A 16,300-nucleotide genomic window follows, 5' to 3' on the forward strand; every position below is an offset into this window, starting at 1 on the left:
CCCTCACCCAGAGCACGGTCCCCGGCCCGGACCGGTTCACGCGGTTCCCGAGGTTTTTCGCGAGGCGGCGGGATTCCAACCAGGACGCCAAACGACGTGAATGACTCATTCCTGTCGCCAGGCGACAGGAATGAGTCATTCACTACGTTCGAAGCCCGCCGGCGGCTTCGCTCAGGCGGCGGCGGAAAAGCCGCCGAGCGCGTGGTGGCCGGCGTCGGTCAGCTGGGCCGGCGCCCACTGGCCCGGCGACGGCGTTCCGATCGCGCGGATCAGCCCGGCGCGGGCGAGGTCGTGGGCGGTGTTCTGGTCGCAGCACGACAACCCGTCCACGCGGAGGTCGGGTTCACAGCTGCAGCGGAGCTCGGCGCGCCCGTCGCGGACCGCCTTGAGGATGGTGATCGCGCGGCGGCTCAGCGCGTTCTGTGGGGTGGACATCGGTCTGGCCTTTCGGTGCGCGGCTGGTGTGACGACGAGAGCTGCAGCTCGTACTGAGGACCACGAACCGAGCTCGAGCGAGGTTCACTTCGATCGCCTCTTGACACCCGACTGGCCCAGCGAGCAAGGTCAGGCATCGGATGAATCAGCCCCGCCAACGACCGAACGGCCACCAAAGGCCGAACTCTGTCGTCCTTCCGCCGTAGTCATCCGATCCCTGGAGGTTCAGTGACGACCTTCCCCCGCCGGCAAGCCCTCGGCATCGCGCTCGGTGGCGCCGTGGCCCTCAGCGCGGCCGGCCGCACCCCCGCCGGTGCCGCGGTACCCGTGGACGCCGCTCCGGACCGCCCCGGCACGCCGATCGTCCCGCCCCCGCCGCCCGTGCCCGTCGCGCTCGATGCCTGGTTCACCAACGACGGCATCGACAGCGCTTCGGCCACCGGCGGCGACTTCGACGGCTCCGGCTACACCTTCCCCGCCGAACAGCTGCCCGCCGGGCGGACGAGCACCGTCGGCGGCGTCCCGTTCACGCTCGGGCCCGCGGCCGTCGGCGCGAAGAACAACATCGCCGCCACCGGCCAGCGGATCGACCTGCCGAAAGGTCGCTACTTCGTCGCGTACTTCCTGGTCGCCGCCAGCTACGGCACGACCGGGGGCACCGCCACCGTGCACTACGCCGACGGCAGCACGAGCACCGGTTCCCTCTCCGGCCCCGACTGGTACACCGGCACCGGCGCGCTGGTCTCGCCCTTCCGGTACGCACCCGGCGGGGTCGTCGACAACAACCCGGTTTCCCTGGCCACCGGCCAGGTCTGGGTCGACCCGGCTCGCGAAGCCGTCGCCCTGACCCTGCCCACCACGGCGAACCCCGCGCCGAACGTCTCCAGCCTGCACGTCTTCGCCCTCACCCTGCAGCCGGTGGCCGTCGGCCGCTCGGCGCTGGTCCTGGACAGCCGCTCGACGGCGAACCTCTTGTCCGACGGCGGTCCGCAGGCCGCCGAGGCGACCATCGTCAACGCCGGCACCGTGTGGCTCGGCGCCGGGGACAAGGTCGCCGTCACCGTCGACGTCCCCGGCGGCCGGACGACCGTGCCGGCGGCCATCCGCGCGCTGGCGCCGGGGGAGCAGGCCACCGTCCGGCTCGGGATCGCCCCGAACGCGTCCGTGCCGCCGGGGACCACCACGAACGGCCAGGTCCGCGTCACGGCCGGCCGCGGCACCCTCGCCACCCAGCAGGTGCCGATCACCCTCGGGATTCCGGACTTCCGGCCGGCCGACGCGTCGCTGTCGACGCACCGGGCGCCCTACTGGTTCACCGACAGCAAGTTCGGCATCTTCATCCACTGGGGCGTGTACGCCGTGCCCGCGTGGGCGCCGGTCGGGCAGCAGTACGCCGAGTGGTACTGGCAGAACCAGCAGGACCCGAACGGCGCGACCTACGCCTACCACCGCGAAAAGTACGGCGAGGACTTCGCCTACGACGACTTCATCCCGCTGTTCACCGCCGCGAAGTTCAACCCCCGCACGTGGCTCGACCTGATCGCGGACGCGGGCGCCGAGTACTACGTCCTGACGTCCAAGCACCACGACGGCTTCGCGTTGTGGGACACCAAGGTCAGCGACCGCAACTCCGTCAAGCTCGGCCCTCGCCGGAACATCATCGGCGAACTGTTCACGGCGTCCCGGAAGTACACGCCCCAGCTGCGCAACGGCCTGTACTTCTCGCTGCCCGAATGGTTCAACCCGGACAACCCGTGGATGGGCCACGCGCCGCGCAACCCGTACACCGGCGCGCCGCTGCCCTACACCGGCTACACCGCGGGCAAGGACTTCGTCCGCGACTACCAGACTCCGCAGGTGCTCGAGCTGATCTCCGGGTTCGACCCGGACGTCCTGTGGTTCGACATCGGCGGCGTCAACGACACGCGGACCACGATCACCGAGTACTTCAACCACGCCAAGAACCGCAAGCGCCCCAAGGACGTCACCTACAACGACCGCGGCGGCATCCCCGACCACGACTTCACCACGCCGGAGTACACGACGTACCCGAACACCGTGGTCGCGAAGTGGGAGGCGAGCCGCGGCCTCGACCCGTTCTCCTACGGCTACAACCGCGCGACCCCCGACGACCGGTACATGACGGCGGAGGAGGTCGTCCGGACGCTCGTCGACATCGTGTCGAAGAACGGCAACTTCCTGCTCGACATCGGCCCGGACTTCGACGGCACGATCCCGGACGTCATGCAGAAGCACCTGCGCGACGCGGGTGCGTGGCTGAAGGTCAACGGCGAAGCCATCTACGGCACGACGTACTGGTCGCGCATGGCCCAGCTCGGCGACCTGCGGTTCACGGTCAAGCAGAACGAGGCCTTCTACGTGCACTCACTGGCTGCGCCGGGCAGCAGGCTGGTGGTCGACGCGCCGGTCCCGATCCGCGCCGGCGACCGCGTGACGCTGCTGGGCTACCGCGGGAACCTGCACTGGACCGTCGAAAACGGCTCGCTGGTGATCGACGTCCCGGCCGCGGCCCGGCAGGCCGGCCGCTACGCGTGGGTGTTCAAGATCGCCTGGAGCTAGAGGTCGGCGTTCTTGCCGATGTACAGCTCCGCGAACGCCGCCGCGGCCGCGGGCGAACCCAGCAGGCGGCGCATCCGGGCCTCCGCGATGCGCGCTTGGAACGGGTTGTCGCCCGTGGCCGCGGTGTGGTGGAAGATGTCCGACAGCCACTGGGAGAACTCCTGGTACTGCCACACCAGCGGCAGGCACGCGTCGGAGTAGCCGGCCAGCCGCGTGGGGTCGCCCGCGTAGTGCGCCTCGTACGCCTCGGCCAGCAGGAACGCGTCGTGCAGCGCCAGGTTCATGCCCTTCGCCGCGATCGGCGCGACCAGGTGCGCCGACTCGCCCGCCAGGTGCAGCCGGCCGTGCGCCATCGGCTCCACGACGTAGTTGTGCATGTCGAGGATCCGCTTTTCGATCAGCTTCCCCTCGGTGACCGGCCCGTCCGGCACCGCGAGCCGCGCCTTCAGCTCCGTCCAGACGCGCTCGTCGGGCCAGTCCGCCTCGGTCTCGCCCGCCGCCGTCTGGAGGTAGAACCGCGTCACCTCCGGCGTGCGGGCCATGTGCGCGCCGAACCCGCGCGGGTGGATGCCGAACAGGACGCCGTCGGCGGACGGGGGCGCCTCCGCGAGCAGGGCCAGCCAGCCGATTCCGTAGTCGTGGTGGGACTTCACGGTGGTTTCCGGCGGCAGGTACCCCTGCGTGACGCCGCGGGCGCCGTCACAGCCGGCGACGAAGTCGCACTCGATCCGGTGCTCCCCGTCCGCGGTCCGGAACGTGACGGCGGGGGAGTCCGATGCCAGGTCGTGCAGCCGGACGTCGGAGACCTCGAAGACGGCCTCGCCGCCCGCGTCGGTGTACTGCGCGACGAGGTCGGTCACCAGAAGCTGTTGCGGGTACACGAAATGCCGCTGCCCGGTGACGTCGCCGTAGCGGAAGGGATGCCGCCGCCCGGCGAACCGGAACTCGAACTCTTCGTGCCGCGGTGCCTTCGCGACGAGCTGCTCGCCGAGCCCCCGCTGTTCGAGCCCGCGGACGGCCCACTCCTCGATGAACCCGGCCCGCGGCCGCTGCTCGATGAACGCCCGGCTCCCGGTTTCCAGCAGCACGCAGGGGATCCCCGCGCGCCGCAGGAGGTTCGCCACCGTGAGCCCGGCCGGACCCGCCCCCACCACGGCCACCGCCGTGCGCGTCGCCACCATGCGCCCGAGGGTAGCGCGAACCGGACTCAGTAGAACTGCCGCAGTTTCGGCCAGGCGGTCGACCACGGCTCGGTCAGCGTGCACAACGAAAACGAGGTGCCGTTCTCGTCGTTGTCGACACCTCCGGCGGTGTGGTACTTGGCCACCGGGCGGCACCCGGTGATCAGCCGCGACGCGGGCGACCCGCGGTCGAAACCGCCGACGAGCAGGACCGGGCCGACCAGCCGGTCCGGCGGCGGACCCCAGTCGGCGTAGGACATGTGCGGCGAATACGGCTGGGGCAGCCCGAGTGCGGGCCCGTAGTGCTCGAGCGCGCCCGCCTCGCCGTAGTTCCCGGCGACGATCACCGCGGTGTCCCGCTCGGTGGCCGGGATCTTCTCCCAGGCGCCGGCGACGGATTCGGCGAACCCCGGCCAGCCGACCTGCTCGCCGGGTTCCTTGTTGACCGCCAGCAACGGGCCGTTCAGCGCCGACGCCGGCACCACCGGGAGTCCGGTGAGGACGGACACGACCGCGCACACCACGGCCGCGGCGCCGGTGAGCACCCGCCGCGGCACGGCACCACGGCCCAGCCACCGCAACGCCGGCTCGGCGCCGAGCGCCACCAGCGGCAGCAGCAACGGCACCGAGTAGTACGGTTTCCCGCCCAGGACCAGGAGTTCGGCGCAGACGACCGGGTAGGCGATCGCGAGCGCGCGCGCCCAGCGCAGAGCGGGGTCGCGCCACGGCCGCACGAGCCCGGCGATCCACACGGGCACCAGCACGGGGGACAGGTACACCAGCTGCATCGGCACGAACAACGCGCGGTTCTCGCCGCCGTCGTCGTCGCTGATCCCGCCGGCGACGGTGAGCATCGGCCAGCCGTGCGCCGCCTGCCAGACCACCACCGGCGCGGCCAGGACCACGGCGACCCCGATGCCGGCGGCGAGCCACCAGGTCCGCAGCACCGCGCGCGGACCGGCGACGGCCACGCCGATGCCCAGCCCGGACAGCAGGAGCAGGACGAGCCACTTGTTCGCCATCCCGAGCCCGGCGGCGGCGCCGATGGCGAGCCACCAGCGGCCGTCGCCGGTGCGCAGGAGCTTCAGGCCGAACAGGGCGATCAGCGACCACAGGAGGACATCCGCGGAGTTCGTCGCCAGCATGTGCGACACGACCAGGACGTACGCCGAGAGCGCCGTCGCGACCGCGGTGAACAGCTGCGCGCCGCGGCCCCCGCCGAACTCGCGCACGATCAGCGCGACGACCACGACGGTCGCCATGCCGAGCAGCGTCGCGACCACGCGCAGACCGGACGGCGTCTCGCCGAACAACGCCGTCGACGCGCGGGCGAGCCACGGCGTGACCGGCGGGTTGTCGACGTAGCCCCAGTCGAGGCGGTGGCCCGCCGCGACGAAGTACAGCTCGTCGCGGTGGAAGCCGTAGCGGCCGGACAGCGCGGTCAGGATCACCGCCTGCGCGGCGACGACGATCCCCACTGGCAGCGCGGCGAACCGCGGCAGGTCGCGACCGGCCCCCATGGCAGTCTCCCCTCGGCGTGCCCGGATCGTACGCCGGTGATCACGCCTCGGGGAGCGCTCCGACGTATTCGGCACCCGCGTCCGCGACCAGCTCGGTGAGGGACTGCGCGCGGCGGATCGGCGTGAATTCGACGTGTCCTCGCGCGGACACGGTGAAGCCGTGGACGGCCGGGCGCGGCAGCGTGTTGTAGGCGTAGTGCGCGCCGAAGTAGTAGGCGCCGGTGTCGTGGGCGACGACGAGGTCGCCGGGTTCGAGCAGCGGCAACGGACGCTCCTTCGCCAGGAGGTCGCCAGCGAAGCACAACGGACCTGCGATGTCCTGCGGCACTTCGGGTCCGGTCTTCGGGCGGCCCCGGGGATCGAGGGCGGTGAGGCGCAGCGGCCAGTGCTCCGGCTGGAGGACCGTGCGCGCGGCGACCTGCGCGCCCGCGTGCGTAACGGCGATGGGCCGGCCGCCGGCGACCTTCGTGTACTCGACGGTGCTGACGAGGAAGCCGTTCTTCGCGAGCAGGGACCGGCCGAACTCGGTGACGAAGGTGTAGCGCCCGTCGGCGAGGGCGGGGACCTTCGCCAGCAGCGTCGAGACGTAGTCGGCGTACGTCGGGCCGGGGTCCTCGGAGGCGAAGTTCACGGGGAGGCCGCCGCCGAGGTCGATGCTGGTGACCTGGCGGCGTTCGGCGTTGATCTCTTCGGCGAGTTCGTGCACGGCGGCGACGCCGTCGGCCATCAGCTCCGGTGGGCAGCCCTGCGAGCCGACGTGGACGTGCAGCCGGGTCAGCCAGGGCCGCCGCGCGAAGGCTTTGACGATGGCGGTTCGGTTGTCCCGCAGGGGAATGCCGAATTTCGACGTCGTCGTCGCGGTGCTGGTGTCGCCGATCCGGCCGGCGCCGACCTGGGGGTTGATCCGCAGGCCGAGCAGCGAGCGCGGGCGGTCGACCAGGTCGTCCAGCCGGGCCAGTTCCTGGAAGTTGTCGGCGTTGATCGCGGTGCCTTCGGCCAGCGCGTGCGCGAGTTCGGCGCGTGTCTTGGCGGGGGAGTCGAGGACGAGCCGGGCGCCGCGCAGGCCGGCGGCTTCGGCGACCGCCGTCTCGCCGGGGCTCGCGACCTCGGCGTCGACCCCGAGGTCGGCGAGGTAGCGCAGGACGGGCGCGAGGCCGCACGCCTTGGCGGCGACGGTGTGCTGGACGCGGCCGAGCGGCGCGAACGCCTTGGTCAGGTCCTCGACGGCTTCGCGGATCCCGGCGAGGTCGACGAACCCGGCCAGCGGGTCCAGGAGGCGCCGGTCCGCGGCGGCGGCGAGGGCGTGGGCCTTGCGATCGGTGCGGTTCACGTCTTCCAGTCTTGGGCTCGGCGCGGCGGCCGGTCCAAGACTTCGTCCCTCTCGATCTATAGGCCGGTCCTATAGTGACTGGGTGGACCTGCGCCGTTGGCACTACTTCGCCGTGCTCGCCGAGGAGATGCACTTCACGCGCGCGGCGGCGCGGCTGTTCGTGTCACAGCCGTCGCTGAGCCAGCAGATCCGGGCGTTCGAGGCGGAGCTGGGAGTGGCGCTGCTGGACCGCTCGGGACCGCGGTTCGCGCTGACGGAGGCGGGCCGGGTGGCGGCGGCGGAGGCGCGGGAGCTGCTTTCGCGCCTGGACCGCGCCCGCGGCGTGATCGCGGCGGCCGGCCGCGGCGACGCGGGACGGCTCCGGATCGCCTATACGCGGTCGGCGCCGGGCCCGCTGGCCGGCGACCTGGTGGCGGCGTACCGGGCGGCGTTCCCGCAGGTGGAGCTGGCGCTGGAGACGGGCTGGACGAGCTTGAACCTGGCACGGCTGGCCGCCGGCGAGATCGACGTGGGCTTCGTGCGGCCGCCGGTGGTCGCCCCGGGCGTCGAGGTGGCGGTGGTCGGCTCGGAGGAGGTGCTGATCGCGGTACCGTCGGGGCACGCGCTGGCCCGCCGCCGCGGACGGTTGCGGCGGGCGTGGCTGGCGGCGGAGCCGGTGGTGTTCTGGCCGCGTGAGAACGGGCCGGGGCAGTACGACGCGATCAGCGCGCAGGTGTGGCCGGCCGGGGTGCCGCCGATCGTGCGGGAGGAACCGGAGGACGAGCAATTGGTGCGCGCGGTCGCGGAGGGAGCGGGCATCGCGGCGGTCCCGGAACACCGGGCGCGCGGGCTGAAGCGCCGCGGAGTGGTGTTGCGGCGGTTGGAGGACCCGGTGCCGGTGATCGACCTGGGCCTGGCTTGGCGGGCCGGCGCGGTGGCGCCCGTGGTGCGGGGGTTCATCGACCTGGCCCGCCGCTCGTGAGTGAGAAACAGGGCTAGAACACTGTTTCTCACCCACGAGCTGTGCTCAGTCGCAGGCCCGCAGGACCGCGTCCGCCACTTCGCCCAGGTGTGCCGCCGCGCTGTGGCCGGACACCAGGCGGTCCGTCAAGTACGCGAACACCAGCCGCCGGCCCGGGTCCGCCCACGCTATGCAGCAGTTGCTCCCGTTGTGCCCGAACGTCTCGCGGGCGCTCGTCGTCCCCATCGGACGGCCGATGCCGCCCAGCTGGAACCCTTGAGCCCAGCGGATGCGGGTGCCGATCGTCCGGTCGACCACCGCGTCGCCCGACGGACGGCGGGCCTCCGCCACCGCCGGTCCGGCGAACCCGTCCAGCAGTGCCTGGTAGAACCGGGCCAGGTCGCGGGCCGTCGTCGAGATGCCCGCCGCCGGGATCACCGCACGGCGGACCGCGCGGCGGTTCACCACCCGGGCCGTCACCGGGCCGCCCAGCCCGTAGCCGCGGACCGGGACGTGCCGGGGCCACAGCGGGGACGGCAGACCGAGGTACGTGTCGGCCAGCCCCAGCGGACCCAGGAACTCCGAGGCGAGCAGCGACTCCACAGACGTGCCGGTCACCCGGCGGACCAGCTCGCCCAGGATGTGCCCGAACACGATCGGCTGGTACGCCGGGACCGAGCCGGGCGCCCAGCGCAGCGGGGCGCGCTCGATCGCCCGGACCGCGCGGGGCCAATCGGTCATCGTGAGCGCGTCGCCGGCGAACCCGCGGGCCGTCGCGAAGCCCGAACGGTGCCGCAGCACCTGGCGGATCGTCACCGCACCCTTGCCGCCGCCGGCGAACTCCGGCCAGTAGCGGGCCACCGGCGCGTCCAGGTCCACCGCGGACCGCACCGCCAGCTCGTGCACCAGCAGCGCGACGAACGGCTTGCTCGCCGAGAAGATCCAGTACAGCGCGTCCGGCGGGCCGATGTCGAGCAGCACCCGGCCGTCGCGCAGGACGCACAGGCTCGCCCGAGCGCCACGGGCGCGCACCAGCTGGGCGACGTCGATCACCCGGGCGAGGCTACCCGCGCGGCGTATGCTCGCGGACGGACAGGAGGGGAACTTCCCATGGCAGGCCACGAAATCACCGACCGCATCGCCGACCTGATCGACGAGGAGCACCGGCTGCGCAAGGGCGCCCTCCACCACGGCGGGCTGACCCCGGACGAGCGGCTACGGCTCAAGGACCTCGAACACCAGCTCGACGCGGCGGTCGACCTGCTGCACCGCCGCCAGGCGCTCTCCGTTTTCGACGACGACTGACGCCGCGGCGCTCGGACGTAGCCCGCGCGCCCGGGCTAACCGTCGCCGAGCGCCGATCGCACCGCCGCCACCACGTCCGGGTGACCGAGCGGCAACGGCGGGGGCACGCGGTCCTCCGGGCCCCCGGTCGTCGAGGCGATCAGCCGCACCTCTGTGCCCGCTTCGCGCAGCTTCGCCACGACGTCGTCGTGCTCGGCCAGCCATTCTTCGTTCGCCTTCGCGGCGTCACCGGCGGGCAGGAACGCGTCCGACGCCGGGTCGACCAGCAACAGGTGCGCGGCGCCGCCCGGGTGGCGTTCCACCAGCTGGAGGGCTTCGGCCGCGAACGGACCGCTCGCGACGACGGCGATCTCGGGATCACCGGGACCGTGGTCGCCCACGAGGTCGTCGGCCTCGGTCAGGGCGCCGCCGGCGGGCACCCGGCACCAGAAGATCCCGCGTTTCTCGGCCAGCGGGCGCCAGGTCGCGGGCAGCTCGTCGTGCCGCGCGGCGCCGGCCGGGTCGAGCACGATGATCTTCGGCCCGGACGGGTCGCCCGCGGTCACGACGGACGGGCCTTCGGAACGAGCGGGTTCGGCGGCCATGGGAAGTCCTTTCAGCGCCGGGGGAGTTCGGGGGAGTCGGTGTCGAGCGGCACCGAGCCGGACCGGACGAGTCCCAGTTGGACGGTCTGGCGGCCGGTCAGCCGGTCGAGGGCCCAGTCGACCGCCGTGCGCACGCGGTTCCCGGGCATCGCCATGAGGTGGTAGGCGCGCGTGACGGCCTTCGCCGGGAGCCCGGACAGCGGGATGTGCAACGGGTTCGCCGCGGCGGCGCCGGCCCCGAGGTCGACGACGAAGCCGAGGTCGTGGTGGCGGTAGGTGCCGGTGCGGCCGTAGCCCAGCGACGCCGCGACGTTGCGCCCGGCGAGCTTGCCCTGCCGCTCGGCGTGCTGCGCGGTCATCGCGGTGTACTGGCCGGGGCGGGTGAGGTCGGGCACCGCGGCCGCGTCGCCGCAGGCGAAGACGTCGTCGTGGCCGGGCACGGTGAGCTGCTCGGTGACCACGAGCCTGCCCTTGGCGGTCTCCAGCCCGAGGTCGGCGACCAGCGGGTCCGGCCGCACGCCCACGCACCAGACGAGCGTGTGGGTCGGCACGGGATCACCGTTGGTCAGCGTGACGCCCTTGGCGTCGGCGTGGTCGACGGAGGTCTTCATCAGCACCTCGACCCCGCGGGCGCGCAGCACCTCGTCGGCGGTCCGGCCGAGCCGCTTGCCGAGCTCGGGCAGCACGCGCTCGGCGACGTCGAGCAGCAGCCAGCGGATCTTCTGCCCGGCCAGCTCGGGGTGGCGCCGGGCCAGGGCTTCGGTGAACGCGGGGCCCTGCGCGGCGACCTCGGTGCCGGTGTAGCCCGCGCCGACCACCACGAACGTGCAGCGCGCGTCGCGTTCGGCGGGGTCTTCGGCCGCCGCGGCGAGCTCGATCTGCCGCGTGATGTGGTCGCGCAGGTAGAGCGCTTCGGGCACGCCGCGGAAGCCGTGCGCGCACTCCGGGACACCCGGGATCGGCAACAGCTTGTTGACGCTGCCCGCCGCGAGCACGACCCGGTCGTACCCGATCCGGTGATCCCGGTCCTCCGGGTCGGTGTAGCAGACCTCGCGCGCTTCGAAGTCGACGCCGGTCGCCTTGCCGAGCACGAGCCGCACACCCGGCAGCGTCTCGGGGATCGACACCGTCACCCGCCGCGGGTCGAGGATCCCGGCCGCCACTTCGGGCAGCAACGGCAGGTAGAGGAAGTAGTCCGTCGGGTTCAGCACGACGACTTCGACGTCTTCGCCGGCGGTCTTCCGCAGGCTCTTGGCCGCGTGGTAGCCGGCGAACCCGCCGCCGACGATCACGACACGCATGGGTCTCCTTCCGGGGCGGATGTCGGTCTCCGCCGGTTACCCGAGGTCGGGACGCGGAAACCCGCGGGGTTGACCTGTGGGCCTGGACGCGTACGGTCGGGGTGTTGGCTGTTGTTCAGACTCACGTGCTCCGGTCAGCGCCCCTGCACGCTGCGATAGGGAGCGCCATGTACTGTTTTCGCACGATCGACGAGCCGTCCGGCTTGACCTTCACCAGCACCGTACGACCCGGCGGGGTCCGTGTCGTCACGCTGGTGGGTGACATCGACGCCGCCACCGTCGGCACCCTCGACGAAGCGCTCGCCACCGGCGAGCGGCTGGTCGTCGACCTGACCCGCGTCGCGTTCCTCAGCTGCGCCGGCGTCCGGTCGCTGCTCGACGCGCACGCCCGGACCCGGGTCGCCGTCGTCGTCGGCGGCCACGCGGTCACCCGCTCGTTGGAGGCCACCGGCGCGGACCTGCTGCTGGAGATCCACCCCGGGGTCGGTGCCGCGATCGCGGACCTGACGCCGGTTCCCGAGCCCGGCCGGGAGGCGTGACCGCCGCGGCGGTCACGCCTCCCGCCGTCCACTGTGGATGATCAGTCGTCCGGCCAGTCGCCGGTCGCCTTCTCGTACCCGATCGCGCTCGCGCGTTCGGTGGCGGCCTTGACGGCGGCGAAGATCGCGCCCTGCACCGCCGCCGCGATGATCACCTGCTGCCAGGTGTAGTCGCGGTCGGTGGCGTCGGGCGCGTCCTCTTCGCCTGCCACGCGCTTCCAGACCTGCTTGAACGCCTGGCCGGCGAGGACACCCCCGAGGGCGCCGACGATCCAGCTCAGCGGCTTGTACAGGACCTTGTTCACGAGTCGTTCCTCCGTCGCAGGATCAGCCGGATCAGGATCACCAGGCCCAGCACGCCGGCGAAGACCGGCAGCGGGTTGCTCCGGACGGCGTCCGCGCCCTGGCGGAACTTGACCGCGGTCGGCTCGTTCGTCACGTCGGCGACCTTCGCGGTCGCCTGGTACAGCTTCTCGTCGACGCCTTCCTTGACCCTGGTCTTCACGTCGAGCTTCTGCCCGAGCGCTTCCAGCGTCTCGGCCAGCTCTTCCCGGGTGGTGTCCCGGTCGAGCCGCGCCTCTTCGGCGTTCTTCGGGAAGTCCCCGCTCATGAGTGCACTCCCTGTTTCACGGTGTCCACGTCTTCGCGGACCCCGCTGATGGCTTCTTCGGGCACCGGCGGCACGCCCTGGGTGACTTCCTTCTTGCCCACCAGCGCGGCGATCCCGGCGACCAGGAACAACGCGACGGCGACGATCACCGCGGCCAGCCAGCCCGGCACGACGAGTGCCAGCGCCAGCACGGCGGCCGCGACCAGCGTGCCCGCGCCGAACAACGCGAACAGGCCCGCCGCGCCGAACAGCCCGGCGCCCACGCCCATCTTCTTGCCCTTGCGCTGCAGTTCGAACACCGCGAGCCGCATCTCGTCCCGGACGAGCCGCTTGACCTCGTCGGTCAGGTCCGTCACCAGCTCTCCGACCGAGCGGTCGGCCGCCGGCTTCTTGTTCACTTCTTCGATCACGGAACACCTCCTTGCCTGGCCGCCGTGTACCCGGGGGCGCGCGGGGTCAACCACGCCGGGTTTGACCGGTGCGGCACCGGGTAGCCGATTCGCACACCACCGACGAGGAGGAGTGCATGGGCACGATCACCGAAAGCGTGGACGTGGAGGTCCCCGTTTCGACCGCGTACAACCAGTGGACGCAGTTCGAGGAGTTCCCGCAGTTCATGGAGGGCGTCGAAGAGATCCGCCAGGTGGACGCCACCCACACCCACTGGGTGACGCGGTTCGGTGGCGTGACGCGCGAATTCGACGCGACGATCACCGAACAGCACCCCGACGAGCGGGTCGCCTGGACGTCGGACTCCGGTCCCGACCACGCCGGGGTGATCACGTTCCACCGGCTCGACGACTCGCACACCCGGGTCACGGCGCAGATGGACATCGACCCCGAGGGCTTCGCCGAGAACGTGGCGGACAAGCTCGGCGTGCTCGACCGCCGGGTGAAGGGCGACATGAACCGCTTCAAGGAGTTCATCGAGCGCCGCGGCCGCGAGTCCGGCGCGTGGCGCGGCGACGTGGACCGCCCGGGGACGTAGATCACACGATCGGGTGACACGGCGGGGCGGCTACCGTCCCGCCGTGTTTTGCGCCCGGAACCCCCGGGTAGGCCGCAGGCATGACGACCACCGACGTTCCGGCCGTGGACCTGGGCGACGACGTGCGGATCCCGCAGTTCGGGTTCGGCGTGTTCCAGATCCCGCCGGAGGACACCGCCCAGGCCGTGCGAACCGCACTGGAAGCGGGTTACCGCCACATCGACACGGCGCAGATGTACCGCAACGAAGCGGGTGTCGGCGTCGGCGTCGCGGAGTCCGGGCTCGCGCGCGAAGACGTGTTCGTCACGACGAAGCTGGCGAACGACGCGCACGGGCACGACAACGCGATCACCGCGCTCGAAGGCAGTTTGCGGCGCCTCGGCTTCGACTACGTCGACCTCTACCTCGTCCACTGGCCGTTGCCGCACAAGGACAACTACGTCCGCACGTGGCAGGGCTTCGAGGACATCCTGCGGGCGGGCAAGGCCCGCGCGATCGGCGTCTCGAACTTCCAGCCCGCCCACCTCGACCGGCTCGCCGAGGAGACCGGGACCGTGCCCGCGGTCAACCAGATCGAGCTGCACCCGGCGCTGCAGCAGGCCGAACTGCGTGCGTACCACCGGGAACACGGCATCGCGACCGAAGCGTGGAGCCCGTTGGCGCAGGCGGAGGTCCTCGAAGACCCGGTCCTGCGGGACCTGGCCGAAAAGCACGGCCGGACGGCCGCGCAGGTGGTGCTGCGCTGGCACATCCAGCTCGGGAACATCGTCTTCCCCAAGTCGTCGTCGCCGGAGCGGATCCGGCAGAACATCGACGTCTTCGGCTTCGAGCTCGACGACGAGGACATGACGGCGATCGGCAAGCTCGACGACGGGCACCGCACCGGACCGGACCCCGACACCTTCACGGGGTGACCGCGGCGTTTCCCTCCGCGACCGGCCGGGTACTTCACCCGAAGAGGTCCCCCCAGGAGAAGGAGCGTCCCGGCATGACCACGAACGCGTACCTGTCGTTCCTCGCGATCGGCGTTGCGCTGGTCCTGATCGACGGGCAGATCATCTACCGCAGCGGCCGCCGCTACCTGGAGAACTCCTACGGCGACCCGGCGGCCGGCGCTTCGATGACCCGCCTGGTCACCGTCCTGTTCCACCTGGCCACGCTGGGCGTGCTGGCGCTGATCTCCACGATCGACATGGGCGGCAGCGACCTCCCGGGCGTCGTCGGGCGGCTCGGCGTGCTGCTGCTGATCCTCGCGATCGCCCACGCGATCACCCTCGCGGTGCTCGCCCGCATCCGCGGCGAGCAGGAGGTGGAGGCGGTGGTCCAGCGCGGCGGCCGCCAGCAGCCCACGGGACCCGAGCCGCAGGCGACGGTCACCCCGGTGCCGGGCCAGGACGGCCGCTACCCGGCGGCCAGCCCGTCGATTGAGAACCGGTCCCCGTACTCGGCCCAGTAACGCGCAACTCCGAAGGGCGGAGCTTTCACGTGAAAGCTCCGCCCTTCGTCGTGTCCGGGGTTCAGCGGTCGGCGACCGGGAGGTCGACCTCGGTGTGCCGGGTGGCGAGCGCCACCGCCAGGTCGGCCAGCTTGACGTTCAGGTCTTGGGACGCGCGCCGCAGCACGTCGAACGCCTCGTCGGCGGTGATGCCGCGCCGCTGCATCAAGATCCCCTTCGCCTGGCCGATCACGTCCCGGCTCTCCACCGCCCGGTGCAGGTGCTCCCGCTCCAGGTCGGCCGCCACGACGGCTTCGGTGTGCGCCAGTGCCAGCGACGCGTGCGTCGCCAGCAAGAGCGCCAGGTCGATCGAACGGCTGTCGAACGCCTCCGGCCGGCTCGAGTAGATGTTGAGCGCGCCCGAGCGGCGGGGTGGGAGGGCGTCCGGCAGCAACGCCGTCGCCAAGACCGAGTGGTAGCCGAAGCCGGCCGCGGCCGGGCCGAACGACGGCCACCGCGGGTCCTGCGCGAGGTTCTGCGACCAGCCGATGGCCGGGCCGTCCGGGCGCGCCGACTCGACGCAGGGTCCTTCCGCGTGGTCGTACTGCACCTGGTCCAGCCGCACCGCGACGGCGTCGGTCTCGACCGGCGTGTGGTACGTGCCGTCGGGCTCGCGCAGGGTGACGCTGACCAGGTCGGCGCCCGGGACGAGCGCGCTCGCGGCGCCGACGACGAGCCGCAGGACGCCCCCCACCGTAGGGGTCACGTCGAGCAACATGCGCGTGAGCTCGGCGAACTGCTGCGTCAGCGGGCCGGCGGGCGGCTCGCCGTCCTGCCCGAACCGCGCCCGCTCCCGCGCCCATTCGTCTTCACCGATGCTCATGCCGGTCGTCGTCCTCCTTCGGGTGCCGGTCCCCATTCAACCCGAAACCGGCGCCGCCCGGCGCTCAACCGGGCGAGTCCGCGGCGCGGCGGAGCTCGTCCCGCGCCCGGTCGACGAAGCCCGGTCCCGGCCACAGCTGGTCGACCTGCGGCACGCGGTCGGACAGGTCCGGGTGCGGCACCGTCGCCGCGGCGTCGCGGGCCGCGAGGACCTCCTTGCCCAGCTCCGCCCGCCGCTCGGGCGAGCAGGTGAGCCGGACCCGGCGCACCGCCGCCGGGCCCTCGTCGTGCACGTGCCGCCGGACGGCGCGGATCAGCCCGCCCAGCAGCCGCTCGAACCGGGTCTCCTGCGGCCCGGCGCCCTCCAGCTGCCGCATCAGGCCGTCCGCCTCGCCGAGCGCGCTTTCGCCGTCGAGAAAGGACTCTTCGGCGACGGCGTGGCGGACCAGCTCCGCGATGAGGTGGTCGGCGAGGTCCTTGCGGTTCTCCGGGCTGCCCTGGCCGAGCTCGAGCTCGGTGCACAGGCGGTCCAGCTCCCGGTGGTCGCCGGCGAGGACGGTGGTCAGGTCGGTTGCGGGCTGGCTGCCGTTCATGCACGCTCCTGGTCCGGGCTCGGGGTCGCGTTCGGGATACCCGCTGCTCGCGCGGCGAATCCCGTGTCGGGCAGGCG

General features: G+C 72.3%; 19 protein-coding genes. 7 read left to right on the top strand and 12 right to left on the bottom strand.

Annotated features, from left to right (window positions below):
* Positions 1-171: 171 nt before the first annotated feature.
* Positions 172-435 carry a hypothetical protein gene (locus ACIQWX_RS19610; RefSeq protein WP_400872597.1) on the bottom strand — a complete coding sequence of 88 codons (264 nt, stop codon included), beginning with the start codon at positions 433-435 and terminating at the stop codon, positions 172-174.
* Between the two features lie 228 nt (positions 436-663).
* Between ACIQWX_RS19610 and ACIQWX_RS19615 the strand changes: the two genes are divergently transcribed.
* Complete coding sequence (locus ACIQWX_RS19615) at positions 664-3,015, top strand: alpha-L-fucosidase (RefSeq protein ID WP_400872600.1); 2,352 nt, start codon at positions 664-666, stop codon at positions 3,013-3,015.
* Here the strand turns inward: ACIQWX_RS19615 and ACIQWX_RS19620 are convergent.
* Genes ACIQWX_RS19620 through ACIQWX_RS19630 form a run of 3 tightly spaced genes read right to left on the bottom strand, consistent with a single transcriptional unit; the run spans position 3,012 to position 7,046 of the window.
* Positions 3,012-4,196, bottom strand: a complete 1,185-nt coding sequence (locus ACIQWX_RS19620; protein ID WP_400872603.1) for a 4-hydroxybenzoate 3-monooxygenase — start codon at positions 4,194-4,196, stop codon at positions 3,012-3,014. The genes ACIQWX_RS19615 and ACIQWX_RS19620 overlap by 4 nt on opposite strands.
* A 26-nt stretch (positions 4,197-4,222) precedes the next feature.
* A complete protein-coding gene (locus ACIQWX_RS19625; protein ID WP_400872606.1) occupies positions 4,223-5,716 on the bottom strand; it encodes an ArnT family glycosyltransferase in 1,494 nt (497 codons plus the stop codon).
* A 40-nt stretch (positions 5,717-5,756) separates the two neighbouring features.
* Positions 5,757-7,046 (bottom strand): diaminopimelate decarboxylase, encoded by a 1,290-nt coding sequence (locus tag ACIQWX_RS19630; RefSeq protein ID WP_400872609.1) that lies wholly within the window; start codon positions 7,044-7,046, stop codon positions 5,757-5,759.
* 82 nt (positions 7,047-7,128) lie between these two features.
* Between ACIQWX_RS19630 and ACIQWX_RS19635 the strand changes: the two genes are divergently transcribed.
* Complete coding sequence (locus ACIQWX_RS19635; protein ID WP_400872611.1) at positions 7,129-8,007, top strand: LysR family transcriptional regulator; 879 nt, start codon at positions 7,129-7,131, stop codon at positions 8,005-8,007.
* A 45-nt stretch (positions 8,008-8,052) separates the two neighbouring features.
* Here the strand turns inward: ACIQWX_RS19635 and ACIQWX_RS19640 are convergent, their stop codons facing one another.
* Entirely contained in the window at positions 8,053-9,039 is a 987-nt protein-coding gene (locus ACIQWX_RS19640) for a serine hydrolase domain-containing protein (RefSeq protein WP_400872613.1), read from the bottom strand.
* Between the two features lie 57 nt (positions 9,040-9,096).
* Here ACIQWX_RS19640 and ACIQWX_RS19645 point away from each other — a divergent pair, with 57 nt between their 5' ends.
* Entirely contained in the window at positions 9,097-9,291 is a 195-nt protein-coding gene (locus tag ACIQWX_RS19645; protein ID WP_400872615.1) for a DUF2630 family protein, read from the top strand.
* 35 nt (positions 9,292-9,326) lie between these two features.
* Here ACIQWX_RS19645 and ACIQWX_RS19650 read toward each other — a convergent pair whose 3' ends face one another.
* Both ACIQWX_RS19650 and ACIQWX_RS19655 read right to left on the bottom strand, forming a co-directional pair.
* The gene (locus ACIQWX_RS19650; protein ID WP_400872618.1) at positions 9,327-9,875 is read right to left on the bottom strand and encodes a hypothetical protein; all 549 of its coding nucleotides are present in this window, start codon (positions 9,873-9,875) and stop codon (positions 9,327-9,329) included.
* Positions 9,876-9,886: 11 nt separating this feature from the next.
* Positions 9,887-11,176: an NAD(P)/FAD-dependent oxidoreductase gene (locus ACIQWX_RS19655; protein ID WP_400872620.1), complete on the bottom strand. Its 1,290-nt coding sequence runs from the start codon at positions 11,174-11,176 to the stop codon at positions 9,887-9,889.
* Positions 11,177-11,343: 167 nt separating this feature from the next.
* Between ACIQWX_RS19655 and ACIQWX_RS19660 the strand changes: the two genes are divergently transcribed.
* Positions 11,344-11,715, top strand: a complete 372-nt coding sequence (locus ACIQWX_RS19660) for an STAS domain-containing protein (RefSeq protein WP_400872623.1) — start codon at positions 11,344-11,346, stop codon at positions 11,713-11,715.
* A gap of 41 nt (positions 11,716-11,756) precedes the next feature.
* On the opposite strand, the gene ACIQWX_RS19665 is transcribed toward ACIQWX_RS19660, so the two are convergent.
* Genes ACIQWX_RS19665 through ACIQWX_RS19675 form a run of 3 tightly spaced genes read right to left on the bottom strand, consistent with a single transcriptional unit; the run spans position 11,757 to position 12,735 of the window.
* Positions 11,757-12,020 (bottom strand): DUF4235 domain-containing protein, encoded by a 264-nt coding sequence (locus ACIQWX_RS19665; protein WP_400872626.1) that lies wholly within the window; start codon positions 12,018-12,020, stop codon positions 11,757-11,759.
* A complete protein-coding gene (locus ACIQWX_RS19670; RefSeq protein WP_400872629.1) occupies positions 12,017-12,325 on the bottom strand; it encodes a DUF3618 domain-containing protein in 309 nt (102 codons plus the stop codon). Before ACIQWX_RS19670 ends, ACIQWX_RS19665 begins: the two co-directional genes overlap by 4 nt.
* Positions 12,322-12,735: a phage holin family protein gene (locus tag ACIQWX_RS19675; RefSeq protein ID WP_400872632.1), complete on the bottom strand. Its 414-nt coding sequence runs from the start codon at positions 12,733-12,735 to the stop codon at positions 12,322-12,324. The genes ACIQWX_RS19670 and ACIQWX_RS19675 overlap by 4 nt, the downstream gene beginning before the upstream one ends.
* Before the next feature lie 116 nt (positions 12,736-12,851).
* On the opposite strand from ACIQWX_RS19675, the gene ACIQWX_RS19680 reads away from it, so the two are divergent.
* The 3 genes from ACIQWX_RS19680 (at position 12,852) to ACIQWX_RS19690 (ending at position 14,769) form a co-directional block, all read left to right on the top strand.
* The gene (locus tag ACIQWX_RS19680) at positions 12,852-13,313 is read left to right on the top strand and encodes an SRPBCC family protein (RefSeq protein WP_400872635.1); all 462 of its coding nucleotides are present in this window, start codon (positions 12,852-12,854) and stop codon (positions 13,311-13,313) included.
* A gap of 80 nt (positions 13,314-13,393) precedes the next feature.
* Positions 13,394-14,227, top strand: a complete 834-nt coding sequence (locus tag ACIQWX_RS19685) for an aldo/keto reductase (protein ID WP_400872638.1) — start codon at positions 13,394-13,396, stop codon at positions 14,225-14,227.
* 74 nt (positions 14,228-14,301) lie between these two features.
* The gene (locus ACIQWX_RS19690; RefSeq protein ID WP_400872640.1) at positions 14,302-14,769 is read left to right on the top strand and encodes a hypothetical protein; all 468 of its coding nucleotides are present in this window, start codon (positions 14,302-14,304) and stop codon (positions 14,767-14,769) included.
* A gap of 61 nt (positions 14,770-14,830) precedes the next feature.
* On the opposite strand, the gene ACIQWX_RS19695 is transcribed toward ACIQWX_RS19690, so the two are convergent.
* Together ACIQWX_RS19695 and ACIQWX_RS19700 are read right to left on the bottom strand one after the other, a co-directional pair.
* On the bottom strand, positions 14,831-15,631 hold the full coding sequence (locus ACIQWX_RS19695) for a GAF and ANTAR domain-containing protein (protein WP_400872643.1): 801 nt from the start codon (positions 15,629-15,631) through the stop codon (positions 14,831-14,833).
* 64 nt (positions 15,632-15,695) lie between these two features.
* Positions 15,696-16,223 carry a hemerythrin domain-containing protein gene (locus tag ACIQWX_RS19700; RefSeq protein ID WP_400872646.1) on the bottom strand — a complete coding sequence of 176 codons (528 nt, stop codon included), beginning with the start codon at positions 16,221-16,223 and terminating at the stop codon, positions 15,696-15,698.
* Positions 16,224-16,300: the final 77 nt, after the last annotated feature.

The sequence above is a fragment of the Amycolatopsis sp. NPDC098790 genome, from assembly GCF_044759945.1.
Lineage (GTDB): Bacteria > Actinomycetota > Actinomycetes > Mycobacteriales > Pseudonocardiaceae > Amycolatopsis.